Genomic DNA, 19,179 nt, shown 5'->3' with positions numbered 1-19,179 from the left:
GTCGGGCTGTGCTAGCTGATATTTTCTGTATTGTTTAAAATCAGCACACCTAAGAATAAGAAATAAAATACCATGTCCAAAGCATTGATCACTATTGGCGCGAAAACCAGCCATGGCGGTATGGTCTCTGAATGTGAGAGCTCTTTTTTAATTAATGGTATGGCAGTGCATCTGAATGGCATGAAGCATTACTGTCCCAAGTGTCAAACTACGGTTACTGCAATTGCTAGTGATTTATCTACAATAGTCAAAGGTAGGGCTGTAATCATTGCTGGAGATAAAGCCAGTTGTGGAGCCACTTTTTTACCGATGCAAAATCTGGCTATTTCTAAAAAATAATGGACCATATGTCGATCTAGGCTGAAAGTGACTTAAAGGTCATAGATTGGTGATTTAGATCCTGTGGAATTTCATATTTTAATATTAAGCTTCTATCAGGCTTTATAAAGAAATGATCAAAGAAAATAATGAAACAGGTTTTGCATTTTACTCATGCCAATGGCATTCCATCGGCAAGCTATCGTAAGTTTTTAAATTATTTTCAGGATGAATATCAGGTCAAGGCGATTCCGCTGATCGGGATGAATCCAGCCTATCCAATTACCAAAGACTGGCGTTATCTAGTAAATGAAGTGATACAGGATATCCAGCAGCAATCTCCGGATCAAAAGGTGATTGGGCTGGGACATTCATTTGGTGGTTTGGTAACTTTAATGGCAGCCTATCAACGTCCGGATTTATTTTCCAAACTGGTGATCATGGATCCACCTTTCGTAATTGGGAAAAATAGTGCATTGTTTGAAGTCGTGAAAAAGTTCAACTTAAAAAGTATTGACCGCTTCACTCCGGCAGGTATTACCCTAAAACGTAAGGATTACTGGCCATCTAAACAGGACGCCGTTGCAGCGCTGAGATCGAATCGTCTGTTTAAGCATTTTGATGAGCAATGTTTTCAGGATTATATTGAGAGCGGGATTGTACCTGATCAAGAGCGTGGAGGAGTAACTTTAGCTATTCCGAAACAGGTTGAGGCAGAAATTTTCCGGACTGTACCGGCCTGGTGGTGGCGTACACCAAGAAAACCACCACAGGTTCCGATACATTTAATCACAGCAGAGCGCAGCCAGTTTTATCAGCAAGGTTTACCACAAGGCATGTATAAGGTTTATCGGGTAGATTATTCAGTGGTGCAGGGCGGACATATGTTTCCACTAGAATATCCAGAAGTGACAGCAAACCATGTTAAAGCTAAATTGAATGAGTTTTAATCTTGATAATAAAAAAGACTCACTAAGAGTCTTTTTTTCAGCTGGTTTAACGGATCTGAGACTGATCCAGATGACGGGCACCTTCCAGAATCATGCGAATCATGATCATGGTTTGTTCCGCAATTTCCTTACGGTCTTCAGGTGCCATATCGATCACATTGGCTCCCATATTAAATACCAGTTGGGTAATCGCTCTGGCAGCAATCTCGGGATGAAATAATTTTTTATTATTAAGTCGTTCCAGACGGATCAGGTCTTCCTGAAGCTCCTGCTGGAAATAATTCAGTTGGCGTTCGACTGCCTGTTTATAAGATTTTGAACCGGTATAGCCTTCACGTAATAACAAGCTTAAATTGCCTTCATCAGCATCCAGCTGGGCAATAAAGACTTCGACAGAACTACGGATAATACTATTCTGTTTCGATGCTTTTAGGCGGGACTCATTGAGAATCTGACGCAGCACAATCCCGGCACGATCAATCAATTCAATCGCCAGTTCATCGATATCTTTAAAATGACGATAAAAACTGTTCGGAGCAATTCCAGCCTCACGGGCAACTTCACGCAAGCTTAAAGATGAAATACTTTTTTGTGGTCCAATCAGGTTTAAAGCAGCCTGAAACAGTTCTTCCTTGGTAATGGTGGCTTTACGGCCCACACTACGGACAATAATGGGCTCATCAATGCTTTTCGATGGTAAAGACGCGTCACTGCTTATTTTCATTGAAGGCTCATTCATGAGGTGATTAGTAAAAGGCATTAACACATTATAACGAAGGCAGTCCAGCTTGTGAAATGATTAGAAACAATACAAGTGTATATACAAATATATATACAAGTGTATAATAATTAAAAATCCAAGGTGATGTCTGAAACGATGCCTGTACTCGAAAAGCTTAAAACGCCATTAAATACGCTGAAAGAGAGTGTGATTGATCCATATGCGATTAATTTCTGGATGCAGAAATTAAATCCTCTATGGTCGATGAATCAGCCCTTAGGCAAGATCGTGCGCAAAGAAAATGCTGCGCAGGATATGCTGAGTCTGACGATTCGTGTCAATCATTTATTCCAGTTCGGTCAGGCGGGCCAGCATCATCCTGTATTTGTGGTGGTGAACGGCATTCGTTATGAACGTAGCTATAGTCTGACCCGTATTGATCAGCAGCATGTTTTATTGACGGTTAAAAAAGTGAATGCAGGTAAGGTTACCACCTGGTTTGCTGAACAGGCTGAAGTCGGCGATATCATTGAACTCGGTCAACCTTTCGGTGACATGACTTTGCCAGAACAGAGCAGCCCATTGCTTTTGCTTGCTGCGGGTAGTGGTATTACACCAATGCTGAGTATACTGGAAGCTTTAAAAGATAAAGCTGAATTGGTTGCACCAGTAACTTTATGGTATTGGGTCAAGAAAAATCAGGATGCTGCTTTCATTGCGCGTTTTGAAGAGCTGGCACAAAAGTTTTCAAACTTTTCTTATCAGGTATTTGCAACTCAGGAACAACCGGCTGCGCCGCGTCTTGATGAATCTTATCTAGATCAATTGCAGGCATTGGAACACAGCACAGTCTATGCATGTGGACCATCAGGTTTTGTTGCGACTGCAGAACGACTGTTTGCTTCAGCAAAACTGTTCAAAAGTGAAGCTTTCAGCATGAGTCTGAATGATGAAGCTGATACTGGTTTTGTCAATGTAACCCTGACTCAATCGAAAAAAATTGTCACGATTCCTAAAGGCCAGTCGATTCTGGTGGGTCTGGAACAGCAGAATATCCGACCGACCCATGGCTGTCGTATGGGCATCTGTAATAAATGTGCCTGTAATAAAGCAGAAGGTTCAACCAAGAATCTGGTCAATGGCGCACAAAATACCGAGCCAGGTAATCTTTTAAAAATTTGTGTTAACTCAGCGCAGACTGACCTTGTCATCGACTTATAAGCGAGTTTTATACTATGAATATGCCAGTAAAATTACAGTATTTTAAAAACCCTAAAAACCGTGAACTGACCCAATCTGAGCTAGAGGAACTTGCACGTGAGCTTGATGCCATCAAACAGGAAGTGCTGGATGATTTAGGTGAAAAAGATGCCAAATATATCCGTCGCGTATATTCGAGCATCCGTTATTCATCGATTGCAGGTCGTGCCTTATTATTCGCAGGCTGGTTTCCGCCAGCATGGTTGATGGGTACAGGCTTATTAGGCTTTGCCAAAATCATGGAAAATATGGAACTGGGTCATAATGTCATGCACGGTCAATATGACTGGATGAATGATCCGAAGCTCAATGGCCAGACTTACGAGTGGGATATTGTCGGAACTTCAGACAACTGGCGTCAAACCCATAACTTCAAGCATCATACCTATACCAATATTAAAGGTATGGATGATGATATTGGTTATGGCTTGTTGCGTTTGTTCCCTGAGCAACGCTGGAAACCGGGCTATTTATTACAGCCAATTTACAGTATTCCATTTTGCTTGTTATTCCAGTGGGGCGTAGCCATTCAAAACCTTGAATTGGGTAAATACTTCAAAGGCCGTAAAACCAAAGAACAAACTCTTGAAGAATGGGAGCCAATGCAGCGTAAAATTGGTAAGCAATTATTCAAAGATTATGTATTCTTTCCGTTGATTGCAGGTCCTGCAGCATTACCGGTATTGACAGGTAACCTGGTGGCAAATGGTCTTCGTAATATCTGGACTTTTAGTATTATTTTCTGTGGTCACTTTACTAAAGATGTAGAAGTGTTTCCGAAAGCCGTCATGGAAAATGAAAGCCGTGGTCACTGGTATATGCGTCAGATTCGTGGTTCTTCAAACTTAACCGGTTCTGAAGCGTTTCATATTTTGACTGGACATTTAAGCCATCAGATTGAACATCACTTATATCCAGATGTGCCTGCACGCCGTTATCGTCAAATGGCGCCAAAAGTAGAAGCAGTATGTAAAAAATACGGCTTAAACTATAATAATGCCAGTCTGGTAAAACAGTATGGCAGCGTGATTAAACGTATCGTGAAATATGCGTTTCCGTTTAAGAAGTAAGATAGATTTCAATAAAAAACCGCTGTTCATAGCGGTTTTTTATTATTCTCAGTTTAATTAATTATTTTAAGTTCAGACTTGGGTAAATTCATTTCAAGTAATGGAAGTACTTTATCTCTTCCTTCTAAATAAGCATACTGTGCAAGGCTTAACATTGCCTCATCTTCCTCACTATTTCCATAAGCATAAATTTCAGCATAATCTTCTAAATTATATTTTTCCAAGATTCTGCTTTTCTTCTGATCCTTACTACAATCAGGTGTGTTGTATAAACCTGTCATTTCACCTGTCAGAATTTCTACTTCACTACAAATCAGGTCAATGCCTAAATAAGTACAAACCGGTTTTAAATATAAATTTAACGAGGCTGAAACGAGAACGACTTGATGCCCGAGTTGCTGATGTTGTCTGAGTTGCTTTAATAATTTGGGATTCAATCTTAAAACAAGCCGCTGTGCATATTCTTCGGCAAGCTGCTGAATTTCCTGCGCATGACTATTTCTGAACATGGTGTAATACAGTTTTGGTCGCATCGCATGAGCAGGATAGAGCTTAAGATAGTAAGCCTGAATCCAAGGCAGAATACGAAGTCCACGTTTCAGAATTTGCCTTTTCTTTAAAGCATAGAAAATGAACCCTGTGAAACTGTCATAAGGATACAGGGTTCCATCAAAGTCAAATAAGGCTAGAGTTTTATGTTTTTGATGCGGCGCATGCATGTTTGATAACGACCATCGACACGGCTGGCAAACCAGTTAGTATTATACTCACGACTCAATTTTGGGCCTGAGATCACGACTTCTGGCATCATTGCATAAATTGGCTCTTTACCGGTTTTTTCTTGATAAAGTTTACCGATGCCACGATAAGTCATAGTATCTTCAAAATCTTTAACTTTTTCTTTCTTTAAGTCAGCCCGAATCTGACGTTCAGTAATAATAAAATTATTTTTTGCAAAAACGCTGATGAGCTCTCGTTCAGATTGACTCTTTTGTGAGCGAATCGCGCCATCTTTAGTGTATAGCAGTAAATCGCCATCCAGACTCAACTCAGCTTCGGTTAAGCTATTTAACATGCTCTGGAATGCTGCATTACGGCTGGAATACATCCCAGAGTTATAATCAGCAAAGCGATAAATCGGTTTTTCATAATCCGCAGGGTACATCATCAATCGATGAATCCCGTAATAGAGTCCGCCATACTGGCTATACAGGTCACTACGTAAATCAGCAATACTACCACCTTGACGTTTATATTCCTTGGCGTAACTGATATGAACCTGCATGGAACCCAAAGTTGTAATCGGATTCATTTTTTCGCCAATATTTTGCCCAAACAGTTTAGCTGCACCTGTCAATGCACTTACATGATAATGCTTAGCCATGTAATCAAAGATTTCACGATAAAGTTCATCTAATTGACGTTCGGTTTTGACCCGGCGCATCTGGCTTAAATAATTGTCTTCTGGGCTTGGATGGTTTTTTAGTACATCCTGGAAATATCCTGAAACTGTTCCACCGATACTTTCACCAAGTTTATCTTTAAATTTTTCTTCCAGCCGTTCCTGAACTTCTTTAACGGCTTTTTCACCAAGACCAGGAACTACCGGATCTGCATTAAAGTTAGATTCCTGATCGACAACTGCTACGATTGAACAGATATTCTCTTTAGTTTGTGGAATACCGAGCTGGTCAGTAATGTCATAAATATCTTGTGCCCAGGATTCGCGCTGGCTGACACGACCTGGAATGGCTTTGCGAATATGTTCAACTTCAAGAGTTGGTTCATCATTTGACCACCATGAACCATTGCCACACCCTACAAGGCTAATAGATAAAGCAAGTAGGGATAAGGACTTAAGAGAAAAAGCTTGAGCAAAATATTTGTTCATGGTGTTATAAATAAATTGAAAAGATGAGTGAACAAGGCAGATGCAGTATACTATGCCCATCAGAAAAGTGATGAATTTATATGTATATTGGTCCCTATCAACTGTCAAATAATTTGATTGTCGCTCCCATGGCAGGTGTCACCGATCGTCCATTTAGAACCTTATGCAAGTACTTTGGTGCGGGTCATGCAGTCAGTGAAATGATGACTTCTGACAAGACCTTGCGCATGAGTAAAAAAAGCTTATATCGGGCGAATTTTGATGGTGAGCTGGCACCAATCTCAGCACAGATTGCTGGTTCTGATCCGCATGACTTAGCTGAGGCAGCACGCTATCAGGTCGCGAATGGTGCGCAAATTGTTGATATCAATATGGGGTGTCCAGCCAAAAAAGTCTGTAATAAGTTGGCTGGTTCTGCCTTGTTAAAGGATGAAGATCTGGTTGCACGTATTTTAGATGCGGTTGTTGCTGCAGTTGATGTTCCTGTTACTTTAAAAACCCGTTTGGGCTATCTCAACGGTCATGAAAATATTCTGCGAGTTGCAAAACGTGCTGAAGACGCAGGGATTGCAGCGCTGGCATTACATGGCCGTACGCGTGAAGACATGTACCTCAATACGGCACGCTATTCTTTAATCAAGGAGGTGAAAGGGATGTTGAATATTCCCGTGATTGCGAATGGAGATATTGATAGCCCTGAGAAAGCTAAATATGTACTGGACTATACAGGTGCAGATGCCATTATGATCGGCCGTGCAGCACAAGGCCGTCCCTGGATTTTTCGTGAAATTGCACATTATTTAGAAACTGGAGAGCATCTTGCTGCACCAAGTATTGCTGAAGTGAAAGATGTGCTATTAGGACATCTATCCGAGCTTTATGAGTTTTATGGTGAATATTCAGGTTGCCGTATTTCGCGTAAGCATATTGCCTGGTATACCAAAGGTTTACGTTCCAGCAATGAATTCCGTCAAAATATGTATCAGGTAGAAAACACCGCCGATCAATATCAAGTGGTGGAAAACTATTTTAATGGATTACTGGAACATGGACATATCATGAGCGATGTACAAATAGATCAGGTGAATCTGTTAGAAACTAAATAAAAAGATAGATTTCCTACTTATTTCAAAAGGTACTGTAGTAAATACAGTACCTTTTTTATCTTATAGCTAAGATTTTATATGCTTCCGTTACATTAAGGCCTGTAGTAAACATAGCCGCATATTAAGTTCACTGAAATTGGACAGGACATGGACATTGTTTACGTGAAATTGCTCTAAGCTGAATTTCTAGCATGGCAAGATGTTTATTCAATCTTGTTCATTCTCATGATCAAGGGAGATCTATAATGACAAATACCAATCGTCCAGTTACAGACTTTGGCAATAAAACCTCGACTAAATTACCAGAGGAACGTAGTGACGCATTAAATCAAGATGCAACAGATGCCAGTGCTCGACCAGATTTGAATTCACCTCAAAAAGATAATCCTCGTGTGCCAGATATGAATGAAGGCGAGGATAATGTACTTGCTACCAGTGCAGGTACTTTAGGCGGGGCAGCAGTTGGAGCGACTGCTGGTCTGGTAGGTGGTCCTCCAGGTGCAGTAGTAGGCGGTATCATTGGCGGTGTTGTAGGCGGCATTGCAGGAAATGATATTGCTTCACCTGATCATTCGAAACAGACGGATAACTACGAGCATCCAGAAAATCATCCAGAGGCAGATAATTATCAGCATCCGGACACGATTAAGCAGGAAGATGATTACTGGAGAACTGAGCATACCAACCGTCCGTACTATACTGAATCACGTACTACCTACAGCGATCTTGACTATGATCGTGACTATCGTGGTGCCTATCGGGTGGGTTATGAAAACCGTCCGCTATATGACCGTCAGACTGACTTCGAACATGCCGAACCTGAATTACGAACCAAATGGGAACAGGTAAAAGGTGAATCTCGTTTGAATTGGGAAGAAGCAAAATTTGCGATCAAAGATGCTTGGCATCGTATGACGCGTTAAAAGAATCCATATAAAAAACCTCTCTTTGGAGAGGTTTTTTATTTTTAGAATAAATTTTTTTTTATTTCTGTTTCATTTCCAGTACTAATTGATTAATTAAATCAGAGGCTTCCATCTCACGAATTTGCGCCACATTTGAACCTGCCCAAAACGCGCCATAACCCTGATCACCATGTTTGGACGCTGCTGCATGTAACTGCTTGGCCAGATCATAAGTATATGGATAGGCAGGTACATCCAGACGATCAGGAGTGTCGATGTCTATATGCCAGTGATTAATGATGCCACGCGCTGGACGGCCGGAAATGCTGGCACTAACTTGAGTCAGCGGCTTGGACAGTAGCGCTTTACGATAGGCGTCATTGGCATTGGAAGATTTACACTGAACAAATGCCGTGCCTAATTGTACTGCTTCAGCGCCAAAGTCCATCATCTGACGTGCTTGTTCACCATTCATGATTCCGCCTGCAGCAACCACCGGCAATGAAAAATGCTGTTTTATTAACTTGACCAGATTAGAGGTTTTGACTGAGGCATCAAACTTGGTGCTAAAGATACCCCGGTGACCTCCAGCCTCAATGCCTTGAGCAATGATGATATCAATCCCTGCCTCTTGAATGGCTTTGGCCTCAGCAAAATTGGTGGCAGATACCATTGTCAGAATACCGGCATCTTTTAGAGCCTGAACCTGATGCGAAAGAGGAATGCCAAAATGAAAGCTGACCGCACATGGTCTGGTTTCCAGAACCAGATTCAAGAAATCATCATTGTCTTTAAAACTTGGGTAAATACAGTTCAATTGAGTGGGTGGATTAATTCCGTATTCAGCAAATTTATCTTTAAACTGGTCAATCCAGGCTTGAGCTACGTTTTCATCAAGAGGCTGGCTGTCATGACAGAAAAAGTTAACCTGAAATGGGCAGTCTGTAAGTTCCTGAGTTTTTAAAATCTGCTGGCGCGCAGATTCTACGCTGCTGGCTCCCAAGCCGAGCGAACCCAGACCACCTTGATTTGAAACTTCCGCTGCCAGTTCAGGTGTGGAAACGCCTGCCATAGGGGCCAAAAAAATAGGATGTTTTATTCCAAGTTTTTCTAATAAAGACATAGATTTGCTCCCTGTTACTCTATCTACTTTGCCTATAGCTGCAGAATTAAGCAAATCATATTGGTTATTTTATTTTGAAATAATGCTGTATGGATAACGGTTCAATTACATTTCTTACGACATGAGATGTCGTCAAAAAGACAGCAAAGCTATAGTGCAGAACAGGGAAAATTTATAATAGGTTTTTAGCCAACAACTTGCTGAAATCATGTCTGATCGTATCCGAGAAAAACTACAAATTTTAGCTGATGCCGCCAAATATGATGTGTCCTGTTCATCGAGTGGCAGCAACCGCAAAAATAAAGACAAAGGCCTGGGTAATACCGGAAACGGGATCTGTCATAGTTATACTGAAGATGGCCGCTGTGTCTCATTACTGAAAATACTGTTTTCCAATGTCTGCATTTTTGACTGTGCCTATTGTGTCTCTCGTCGTTCCAATGACGTAAAACGTGCTGCATTTACCGTGCAGGAAGTGGTCGATCTGACCATGAATTTTTATCGCCGTAATTATATTGAAGGGCTGTTTCTCAGTTCAGGAATTTTTAAATCAGCAGATTACACCATGGAGCGGATGTTGCAGGTGGTGAAAAAGTTGCGTCTTGAAGAAAATTTTAATGGTTATATTCATCTCAAAACCATTCCTGGAGCATCACAGGAGATTATTACTGAAGCAGGTTTATATGTCGACCGGATGAGTATCAATCTGGAAATGCCGACCGAAGCAGGCTTACAAAAGTTTGCCCCAGAGAAAACCCATACAGAAGTACAAAAAGATCTGGGAATTGTGCGGGACCGTTTAATCCAGTTGAAAGATGAACGTAAGATCATCAAATCCGTTCCTAAATTTGTTCCTGCAGGGCAGACCACACAAATGGTGGTTGGTGCGCATAGTGAGACGGACAAAGATATTATTTTGATGGCTGATCGGCACTACAAGGAGTTTAAGCTGAAACGTGTGTATTTTTCTGGCTATATTCCGATTAATCCCGAAGAAAAAGCCTTACCTGCAATTGGCTCAGCACCACCCTTATTAAGAGAAAATCGTCTATATCAGTCTGACTGGCTGATGCGTTTTTATGGATTTTCAGCAGATGAAATTGTAGATGACCAGCATCCAAATCTGGATCTGGATATTGATCCAAAGCTGAGCTGGGCTTTACGTCATCCTGAGGCCTTCCCGGTTGATATTAACCGAGCCGACTACAAAATGATTTTACGCGTGCCGGGCATTGGAGTACGTTCTGCCAAAAAGATTGTACAGGCACGCCGTTTTGGTCAGATTCATATTGACCAACTGAGAAGGATGGGCGTGGCGTATAACCGGGCACAGCATTTTATCCGCTGTGCAGATACACCAAAATTTAAAAAGGAGCAGCAATCCCAGCAGATTCGCCAGCAGATTTTACAAGCTGGTCAATCCAAATATCAGCAACAATTGTCACCTCAACTGGGATTCGGTTTTTAATGGCACACTACTGTTTTGATGGCACCATGACCGGTTTATTAAGCTGTGTTTTTCGGGCTTTTGAATTTAAAGAATTTGATGTCAAAGTGACTGCCAATCCGCAGGCACAAAATGGCTTATTCGATGATTTTATTCATGTGGCCTCGAATGAAAGTCATGGGCAGCGTGTCTGGCAAGGCTTAAAACAGAAAGTATCATCCAGCAGTTTAAAAGCCTTTTATTATGCTTTTCTTTCTGAAAAAGAACAGGCATTTCAGAACCTGTTCGATTTTGCAGTTTATGTGTTTCAAAACCAGCGGCCGGTTGATAAAGATTATGGTCATCATGCAGTCATCGGAATGTCACAATGGTGCAAACAGGTCGGGCGTGAAAAGCATCGTATGGAAGCTTTTATTCGCTTCAAAAAAGCTAAAGACGGATTGTTCCTTAGTTTGGTCAAACCGGATTTTAATGTACTGCCGATTATTTCCCGGCATTTTAAGGAACGTTACCAAGATCAGCGTTGGTTAATTTATGATGAGCAGCGCCACTACGGCATCTATTACGATTTAAATGATGTGCACCAGATAGAGATGAATGCAGAAATGGTTGATCCACAAATCCGGATTGGACATAGTCAGTCTTTTAGTATTGAACTGGATGATGAAGAAGTACTCTATGATCAGCTTTGGAAAGATTATTTTAAAAGCGTGAATATTCAGGCACGACAAAATATGAAACTGCATATCCAGTATGTACCTAAGCGCTACTGGCGTTATATGAATGAGAAAGTACTTTAAATAAAATCTTTGCCCAAGTTTAAGGCATAATGGCAGCTAATATTTAGATCGAGTGTATAGATATGAAGGTATGGCTGGCATCCTTAGCTATGGTAACTGGATTGGCTGCGTGTTCAGCAGAGCAACAGAAAGTAGCAGTAGATCCGGGTAAATATCAGGTTAAAAGTGCACAGGAATTACAGCAACGTTTTGATGATCTAAACAGTAAGTTGGCACAGGACTTTCAGCAATTTAAAAAAGTAGAAAGCATTGCCTTTTCTCATCAATTGCCTCTGGATGTGAATAACCTGCAAACTTTAAACCAGCATCCTGTCAGCCGGACTGCTCTAAAATCCAGTAAAGTAGCCTACTGTGACATGATGAATGGCTATTTTGCCGAAATGTTTCGCTTGGGGCATTATAATCTGAATCTGGTCGACAAGATCCAGTTACCTAAAGCCGAGAATGAAGACCTGAAATCCAATTTTGCATCTAGCGATCAGTTCTATACTTTTATTCTGGATCGTTATACCACTTATCGCCAAGTGCAACAGACCATGAATTATGGCTGTAACTTAAAAGCTGCGTTGTAAGTATTAAGCTATAAAAAAAGCCCATCACAAAGATGGACTTTTTATTTAGCAACCAGTTAATTTTTCTGGTTGAGGTTTCTCACCGGGGAAGAAAATTGGACGAAGTTTTACACCCAGACCATTTCCAAGGAATGCGAAGACCAGCCATAACCAGCCATGTACGCTGCCCGAAGCAATACCACTAAAATAGGCACCGATATTACAGCCATAAGCCAGACGAGCGCCATAGCCGAGCATCAAGCCGCCAATAACTGCAGCAGCCAATGAACGTTTTGGAATATTGAAGTTCGGTGCAAATTTACCTGCCAGACTGGCGGCCAATAATGCACCAAGCATGATGCCAAAGTTCATCATGGATGTAATATCGAACCAGAGTGATTCAGATAAGGCTTTGGCATTTGCTGGTTGCTGCCAATACGCCCAAGAGGCGACATCAATTCCAACAAAACTTGCAGATTTCGCGGCCCAGACAGCAAGGGCAGAAGTAACCCCCCATGGACGACCAGCCAGCGCCAAAGTAGCAAAGTTAAGCAGGGTTAAAATGATTCCGCCCCAGATTAATGGCCATGGACCACGTAAAAAACGTTTCCAGCCCTGATGCTGGCTTTGAGGTTCAACTTCTAAATTGCCATGACGTTTCTTTTCAAAAAATACAGTTGCAGCAGCAATAACAGCAAAAACGACAAAGCTCAAAACAAGTGCAGGAATGACACCAAAACTTTCTACAATGGAGATAGGTGCGAAATGAGGTAGGTTAAACCACCAGTCAATATGCGAAGTCGCAATCAGTGAGCCGGCACAGAAGAAAAACAGGGTGACCAGCATACGAGCACTACCACCACCCACAGTATAAAGTGTACCTGATGCACAACCGCCACCGAGCTGCATGCCAATCCCGAAAATAAATGCACCGATCACCACAGACAGTGAAACCGGACTGACAAAGCCTTGAACTGGATTACCAAACAGTTCACCTGCGCCTAAAGCAGGAAAAAATAGCAAGACAGCAAGACCTAACATGATCATTTGGGCACGTAAGCCACGACCACGACGTTCTTTAATAAAAACGCGCCAGCTGGAGGTAAAACCAAACGATGCATGATACAAGGTCATACCCAGTGCACCACCCACCAGAAATAATAGAGCTTGGTTCAGACCTACGATGTGATAAGCACCGACAGTTCCTAATACAAGTAAAATAAAAGCCACCCAGACCGAGAGATTCGATCGCTGGGAAGACGCAGCAATAACAGACATGGGAGATCAAGCTTTAAAAATAAAGTCGCGTATATTACGCAATTTCTCACTAAAATGGGCTGATCTAAGGCTACTAAGAGTCAATTAAACATCCTGATAACTGATAATAATTATGACTTTAAGTGATATAAGGTCGTGATTATTTCAGAAGATATCATTTTATTTAGAACAATCACCCGTCTAATAGTGAAACGTATAAAAAGTTTAAAAGCCTGCAAAGCAGGCTTTTAAAGATTGAAAGCTTTAAAAATTAATTTTCAGCTTTCTCACGTACTTTGCCTGCACCTTCTTCAATAGCACCGGCAGTTGCAGCAGTCGCGTTTTTAGCGGCTTCAGCAGTGGCATCGGCTGCTCGAGAAGTCGCAGCGGCGGCTTCATCAGCGGCACGGGAAGCATTTGCAGCCGCATTATCCATGGCTTGATCAGTTTCTTGAGAAGCCTCATGAGTGGCATCTTCCATATCATGGCCGGCTTGAGTAGCAGCATTTTCTAAATGTTCGCCAGTTGTCGCACCTGTTTCAGGATTTTCTTTCTTATTACAACCCACTAAAGCAACGGTTGCAGCTAAACCCAAAGCAACAAGTAATTTATTCATCGTGTCATATCCTTTGTAGTTGTAAGGTCGAAAAACAGTCTAGCGAGTATTTATTTGAATTTATGCTAATAATTAGATCAGAATTTGTTCGCTAAATGTAATTTTTATAAAGACTTATATAATTTCTGCTAAATATAAATCGTCTGATTATTTGAATGTATTTTCTTACAAACCTTGTGTGGATTGCTTCTCACTGCTTATAAAAAGTGAGTTTATCTGCTTTAAGATGTAGTTTTAGATGTAACAAAACACAACTATTTCCGGCTCAATTTTTGTCAAGCTAAAAGTAGAAGCCATAAAAAAGCCCGCATAAAGCGAGCTTTTAAAACCTAAAAACTTATAGACCAGCAGAGGCTTTAAGTGCTTCGACTTTGTCAGTTTTTTCCCAAGTAAATGCAGTATCTGAACCTTCACGGCCAAAGTGACCATAAGCAGCAGTCTGTTTATACATCGGTTGGATCAGGTTCAACATACGGGTAATACCGTATGGACGCAGGTCAAAGTGCTCACGTACCAATTGCACGATCAATTCATCAGACACTTTGCCTGTATTGAAGGTATTGATTGAAATTGAAGTAGGCTCGGCTACACCAATCGCATAAGACACCTGAATTTCACATTTGTCTGCAAGACCCGCAGCGACAATGTTTTTCGCAACATAACGGCCTGCATAAGCAGCAGAACGGTCAACTTTCGATGGATCTTTACCAGAGAATGCACCGCCACCGTGACGTGCCATACCACCGTAAGTGTCTACAATGATTTTACGGCCAGTCAGACCACAGTCACCTACAGGACCACCGATCACAAACATCCCGGTCGGGTTGATGTGGAATTTGGTATCTGCATGGAACATGTCGGCAGGAATGATTTTTTTCACGATTTCTTCAATCACAGCTTCTTTTAAATGAGCCTGTGAAATTTCAGGATCGTGTTGAGTCGAAAGCACAACAGCATCTAGACGAACAGGTACGCCATTTTCATAAGCGAAAGTCACCTGGCTTTTTGCGTCTGGACGTAACCAAGGCAATGTACCGTTACGGCGTAATTCAGCCTGTTTTTCCATTAAGCGGTGCGCATAAGAAATTGGCGCAGGCATAAGTACATCAGTTTCACGGCTGGCATAACCAAACATCAAGCCTTGGTCGCCGGCACCTTGATCTTCCGGTTTCTGACGGTCTACACCCTGAGCAATTTCAGGAGACTGTTTACCGATCATGTTGATGATCGCACAAGTCGAACCATCAAAGCCAAGGTCAGAATGATGATAACCAATACTGTTAACGGTATGGCGGACAACCGCTTCAAAATCGATGTTCGCAGTTGTTGTGATTTCACCGGCAAGTACAACCGCACCTGTTTTTACAAGCGTTTCACAAGCAACCCGTGCATATGGGTCTTCTTTTAAGATTGCATCCAAGATAGCATCACTGATTTGGTCAGCCATTTTATCTGGATGGCCTTCGCTTACAGATTCCGAAGTAAATACAGCGTACTCGCGCATAGTCCTATCACAGTTAAATTTAAAGACCCGATATGTTACATCGACTTGTGCTCTAGGACTAGCGCAACTCGACAAAATTGCACGAAATTGTTTCAAATTATTGTGCTTTTATTTGATTATTGGAATTAAAAAAACTGATATGCCTAATTAAACAGCAGGGTGGATTCATTTAATAAACTTAATAAATAATCTGTGAATTGATAAGAGACGCTTATTAAGCAGTGATATTTCTAAACAAATTTGCATAACTAAGTACTAAGAAAAATATAAAAATTAAATGCCTCAAATATCAAGGAAAGTGATCATTCTATTAATAAATTAAGGTGGGTGTATTGACCACACGACAGACAGCCTTGCTGCAAATAGTACGACTCTGCATAGTAGCTTCAAGTCTTCAGAAACCGCCTGTCAGGAAGTGGCGAAATCTTTTGGTATGGATTTGTTTAAAAGACTGTACGGAGATGGAAAAGCATGTATCAAAAGGCGTTTACCTTGATTGAAGTCATGATTGTACTCACGATTATTGCCATTCTGGCGACAGTAGCAGGCATGAGTTATCACAGTTATGTAGTGCGAAGCCAACTAACAGAGGTTTTTGAGCAGGCAGGTAGCTATCGAACTCAATTTATTGCCTCTGATGGACATTGTGATGCAGGCCGTCAAATTGGCAGCGGAACCCAATATATTGAAAAAGTCGTGATCAATGCCGCTTGTCGGATTGAATTTAAGCTACGGCAGGATAGGGTAGATACGGCAATCCGTGGGAAATCCATCGCTTTTGATGTTTATAGCGGCAGTTGTTCGTCGAGCGATATCAGTCAGCGTTATTTACCTAAAGATTGCCGAGGACAATAATTTTCGTGGTATCGATTAGCCTGATTTAACTTTAACCTTTATCTTTTATGTCTGGGGACCTTGGGCAAACAATAGATATTCACATATGCATTTTTATAGCCTGGAAAGATTATTTATTTAAATCCGGATCTTCTGTTTTGATCCCTATATGCATGTATCCTGAAAAGGAATTCAACATATTGTGAAAGTTTAATTTATAAAAAATAGTTAAGAATAATCCCAGATTTATCATTTTATTAGAATCTAACTTAGACTCTAGTCAATCAATGCATCTTAAAAGTGCAGAATATTTATCCGATAGGTAAATACAACATCAATAAATTGATAAATATTGTAGGCTAGTCTTTACCCCTCGCTGTTTTTTTAAGACAATAGACGGCAGTTTTGAAAGTCTTTTCATCATTTCCTATTTCTTCTGAATTTATTTGGACGCTGATTTATGACAACCCCGCTTAATGAACGTCGTATTGCAAACGCAATTCGTGTATTGGCAATGGATGCTGTGCAAAAAGCAAACTCAGGACATCCAGGTGCTCCAATGGGGATGGCAGATATCGCTGATGTGGTTTGGCGTGAATTCTTAAACCATAACCCAACAAATCCGAATTGGGCTAACCGTGACCGTTTCGTATTGTCGAATGGCCATGGCTCTATGCTTCAATACGCACTTCTTCATTTAACGGGCTATGATCTTTCAATTGAAGATCTTAAAGCATTCCGTCAACTTCATTCTAAAACTCCAGGTCACCCAGAATTGGGCTATGCACCGGGTATTGAAACAACCACTGGCCCATTAGGCCAAGGTATCGCAAATGCTGTTGGTTTTGCACTGGCTGAGAAAACTTTAGCTGCGCAATTCAATAAAGACGATATCAAAGTTGTTGATCACTACACTTACTGCTTTCTGGGCGATGGCTGCTTGATGGAAGGTGTTTCTCACGAAGCATGTTCTTTGGCAGGTACTTTAGGTCTAGGCAAGCTGATTGCTTACTATGACGACAACGGCATTTCAATTGACGGTGAAGTTGAAGGCTGGTTCTCTGACGATACAGAACAACGCTTCAAGTCTTATGGCTGGCAAGTGATCAAAGTTGATGGCCATGATGCAGATGCAATCCGTCAAGCGACTGTAGAAGCGAAAGCTGAAGCGAACAAACCAACCATCATCATGTGTAAAACAGTGATCGGTTTAGGTTCACCGAACAAACAGGGTAAAGAAGACTGTCACGGTGCACCTTTGGGTAATGACGAAATCGTATTGACTCGTGAAGCGCTTGGCTGGTCAGACGAAGCATTTGTCATTCCTGAGGATGTATACGCAGCTTGGGATGCCAAAGAAAAAGGTTCACAAGCTGAAGCAGCATGGAACGAAACTTTTGCCGCTTATGCAGCAAAATATCCAACTGAAGCAGCTGAATTAAAACGTCGTCTTTCTGGTGATCTTCCAGCTGACTTTGTTGCAAAAGCGGATGCTTATATCGCTGAAGTAAATGCAAAAGAAGAAACCATTGCTACACGTAAAGCGAGCCAAAATACGTTGCAAGCACTTGTACCTTCATTACCAGAAGTACTAGGTGGTTCTGCTGACCTTGCAGGTTCTAACCTGACACTTTGGAAAGGTGCACAAGGCGTACAGGACAATCCAGCAGGTAACTATGTTCATTACGGCGTACGTGAATTTGGTATGACTGCGATTGCCAATGGTGTAGCACTGCATGGCGGTTTCATTCCTTATGTAGCAACATTCCTGATGTTCATGGAATATGCACGTAATGCAGTACGTATGTCTGCGCTGATGAAACAACGTGTGATTCATGTCTACACTCACGATTCAATCGGTCTGGGTGAAGATGGTCCTACACACCAGCCAATCGAACAAATCGCATCTTTACGTGGTACTCCAAACCTGAATACATGGCGTCCATGTGACACCGTTGAAGCAGCGATTTCCTGGAAATCTGCTTTGATGCGTTCAGAAGGTCCAACAGCGTTGATCTTCTCTCGTCAAAACCTGCCATTCCAGACTCGTACTCAAGCACAAATTGAGAATGTAGCGAAAGGTGGTTATGTTCTGGCTGAAGAAAAAGGCGAATTGAAAGCGATTATCATTGCGACTGGTTCTGAAGTTTCTCTTGCAATGGAAGCTTATGCACAGCTTGAAGGTGTACGTGTCGTATCTATGCCATGTGCTGAAGAATTCATGAAGCAAGATGCTGCTTACCGTGAATCAGTTCTTCCTGCAGCGATTCGTGCACGTGTAGCGGTTGAAGCTGCACATGTAGATTACTGGTGGAAATTTGTAGGTCTGGATGGTCGTGTGATCGGTATGACCACTTACGGTGAATCTGCACCTGCTAAAGACCTGTTCAAACACTTCGGTATTACAACTGAAGCTGTTGTAGCAGCTGTAAAAGAGATTACTGCTTAATCAACTGATTAAGTCGTTTTTTAAGGGCGCCCCAGTTTTGGGGCGTCTTTTGTTTTTTTGCTTTCTAGCCTTGTTTTCATGTGGCAACCGCTAAAAAGTGTTCTCCCATAATTGAAATGAAAGAGTGAGATAAACATGAGCTTGTATGAACAAATTAGTGACGAAATTACTTTAATGGATGCAGGCGAGCAGAAATGGATCGGGCAGGATCTCCCCCTTGAAGCAATGGTTGCGGTTGAGCTATTACTTCAGGAAATGGCTGAAGAAAAAATCATTAAAGTACGTCGCAAGAACCATGAAAAGCATTCTGGTTTGAAACAGGTGGATCGTATTCTGGTTGAAAAACTTTAAATATAAAGCGTAAAAAGTCCCTAATT

Annotated in this window: 19 protein-coding genes; 12 read left to right on the top strand and 7 right to left on the bottom strand. The window is 41.5% G+C overall.

Annotated elements, in window-relative coordinates; genetic code table 11:
• Positions 1-72 precede the first annotated feature (72 nt).
• Both C3F22_RS08050 and C3F22_RS08045 read left to right on the top strand, forming a co-directional pair.
• Positions 73-339: a PAAR domain-containing protein gene (locus C3F22_RS08050; RefSeq protein ID WP_005235145.1), complete on the top strand. Its 267-nt coding sequence runs from the start codon at positions 73-75 to the stop codon at positions 337-339.
• 128 nt (positions 340-467) lie between these two features.
• Positions 468-1,268 (top strand): alpha/beta fold hydrolase, encoded by an 801-nt coding sequence (locus C3F22_RS08045; protein WP_104426241.1) that lies wholly within the window; start codon positions 468-470, stop codon positions 1,266-1,268.
• Positions 1,269-1,314: 46 nt separating this feature from the next.
• Here C3F22_RS08045 and fabR read toward each other — a convergent pair whose 3' ends face one another.
• Entirely contained in the window at positions 1,315-1,992 is a 678-nt protein-coding gene (gene fabR, locus C3F22_RS08040) for an HTH-type transcriptional repressor FabR (protein ID WP_004786319.1), read from the bottom strand.
• A 153-nt stretch (positions 1,993-2,145) separates the two neighbouring features.
• On the opposite strand from fabR, the gene C3F22_RS08035 reads away from it, so the two are divergent.
• Positions 2,146-3,210: a ferredoxin reductase gene (locus tag C3F22_RS08035; protein WP_104426997.1), complete on the top strand. Its 1,065-nt coding sequence runs from the start codon at positions 2,146-2,148 to the stop codon at positions 3,208-3,210.
• A 14-nt stretch (positions 3,211-3,224) separates the two neighbouring features.
• A complete protein-coding gene (locus tag C3F22_RS08030; protein ID WP_104426240.1) occupies positions 3,225-4,319 on the top strand; it encodes a fatty acid desaturase family protein in 1,095 nt (364 codons plus the stop codon).
• Between the two features lie 53 nt (positions 4,320-4,372).
• Here C3F22_RS08030 and C3F22_RS08025 read toward each other — a convergent pair whose 3' ends face one another.
• Both C3F22_RS08025 and C3F22_RS08020 read right to left on the bottom strand, forming a co-directional pair.
• The gene (locus tag C3F22_RS08025) at positions 4,373-5,038 is read right to left on the bottom strand and encodes an HAD-IB family phosphatase (protein ID WP_005235152.1); all 666 of its coding nucleotides are present in this window, start codon (positions 5,036-5,038) and stop codon (positions 4,373-4,375) included.
• Positions 5,005-6,210, bottom strand: a complete 1,206-nt coding sequence (locus C3F22_RS08020; RefSeq protein ID WP_104426239.1) for a DUF1615 domain-containing protein — start codon at positions 6,208-6,210, stop codon at positions 5,005-5,007. The genes C3F22_RS08025 and C3F22_RS08020 overlap by 34 nt, the downstream gene beginning before the upstream one ends.
• An 80-nt stretch (positions 6,211-6,290) precedes the next feature.
• On the opposite strand from C3F22_RS08020, the gene dusB reads away from it, so the two are divergent.
• Together dusB and C3F22_RS08010 are read left to right on the top strand one after the other, a co-directional pair.
• The gene (dusB, locus tag C3F22_RS08015; RefSeq protein ID WP_104426238.1) at positions 6,291-7,316 is read left to right on the top strand and encodes a tRNA dihydrouridine synthase DusB; all 1,026 of its coding nucleotides are present in this window, start codon (positions 6,291-6,293) and stop codon (positions 7,314-7,316) included.
• A 245-nt stretch (positions 7,317-7,561) separates the two neighbouring features.
• Positions 7,562-8,239, top strand: a complete 678-nt coding sequence (locus C3F22_RS08010; protein ID WP_104426237.1) for a hypothetical protein — start codon at positions 7,562-7,564, stop codon at positions 8,237-8,239.
• Positions 8,240-8,300: 61 nt separating this feature from the next.
• On the opposite strand, the gene C3F22_RS08005 is transcribed toward C3F22_RS08010, so the two are convergent.
• Complete coding sequence (locus tag C3F22_RS08005; RefSeq protein ID WP_104426236.1) at positions 8,301-9,344, bottom strand: NAD(P)H-dependent flavin oxidoreductase; 1,044 nt, start codon at positions 9,342-9,344, stop codon at positions 8,301-8,303.
• Between the two features lie 208 nt (positions 9,345-9,552).
• On the opposite strand from C3F22_RS08005, the gene C3F22_RS08000 reads away from it, so the two are divergent.
• From C3F22_RS08000 to C3F22_RS07990, 3 genes are all read left to right on the top strand, one after another.
• Positions 9,553-10,812, top strand: coding sequence for a putative DNA modification/repair radical SAM protein (locus C3F22_RS08000; protein ID WP_104426235.1), 1,260 nt, complete (start codon positions 9,553-9,555; stop codon positions 10,810-10,812).
• Entirely contained in the window at positions 10,812-11,591 is a 780-nt protein-coding gene (locus C3F22_RS07995; RefSeq protein ID WP_104426234.1) for a TIGR03915 family putative DNA repair protein, read from the top strand. Before C3F22_RS08000 ends, C3F22_RS07995 begins: the two co-directional genes overlap by 1 nt.
• Positions 11,592-11,653: 62 nt before the next feature.
• A complete protein-coding gene (locus C3F22_RS07990) occupies positions 11,654-12,163 on the top strand; it encodes a hypothetical protein (protein WP_104426233.1) in 510 nt (169 codons plus the stop codon).
• A gap of 45 nt (positions 12,164-12,208) precedes the next feature.
• Here C3F22_RS07990 and C3F22_RS07985 read toward each other — a convergent pair whose 3' ends face one another.
• The 3 genes from C3F22_RS07985 to metK form a co-directional block, all read right to left on the bottom strand.
• Positions 12,209-13,420 carry a YeeE/YedE family protein gene (locus tag C3F22_RS07985; RefSeq protein ID WP_104426232.1) on the bottom strand — a complete coding sequence of 404 codons (1,212 nt, stop codon included), beginning with the start codon at positions 13,418-13,420 and terminating at the stop codon, positions 12,209-12,211.
• 250 nt (positions 13,421-13,670) lie between these two features.
• On the bottom strand, positions 13,671-14,015 hold the full coding sequence (locus C3F22_RS07980; RefSeq protein ID WP_004786283.1) for a hypothetical protein: 345 nt from the start codon (positions 14,013-14,015) through the stop codon (positions 13,671-13,673).
• 337 nt (positions 14,016-14,352) lie between these two features.
• On the bottom strand, positions 14,353-15,519 hold the full coding sequence (gene metK, locus C3F22_RS07975; protein WP_004786281.1) for a methionine adenosyltransferase: 1,167 nt from the start codon (positions 15,517-15,519) through the stop codon (positions 14,353-14,355).
• Between the two features lie 471 nt (positions 15,520-15,990).
• On the opposite strand from metK, the gene C3F22_RS07970 reads away from it, so the two are divergent.
• The 3 genes from C3F22_RS07970 (at position 15,991) to C3F22_RS07960 (ending at position 19,153) form a co-directional block, all read left to right on the top strand.
• Entirely contained in the window at positions 15,991-16,374 is a 384-nt protein-coding gene (locus C3F22_RS07970; RefSeq protein WP_005235174.1) for a pilin, read from the top strand.
• 439 nt (positions 16,375-16,813) lie between these two features.
• Entirely contained in the window at positions 16,814-18,802 is a 1,989-nt protein-coding gene (tkt, locus tag C3F22_RS07965) for a transketolase (protein ID WP_005235176.1), read from the top strand.
• A 135-nt stretch (positions 18,803-18,937) separates the two neighbouring features.
• Positions 18,938-19,153, top strand: a complete 216-nt coding sequence (locus tag C3F22_RS07960) for a hypothetical protein (RefSeq protein ID WP_004786275.1) — start codon at positions 18,938-18,940, stop codon at positions 19,151-19,153.
• The last annotated feature ends 26 nt before the right edge of the window (positions 19,154-19,179 follow it).

Source organism: Acinetobacter sp. ACNIH1, from assembly GCF_002934695.1.
Lineage (GTDB): Bacteria > Pseudomonadota > Gammaproteobacteria > Pseudomonadales > Moraxellaceae > Acinetobacter > Acinetobacter variabilis.
This window is presented reverse-complemented; position numbering and strand designations above follow the sequence as displayed.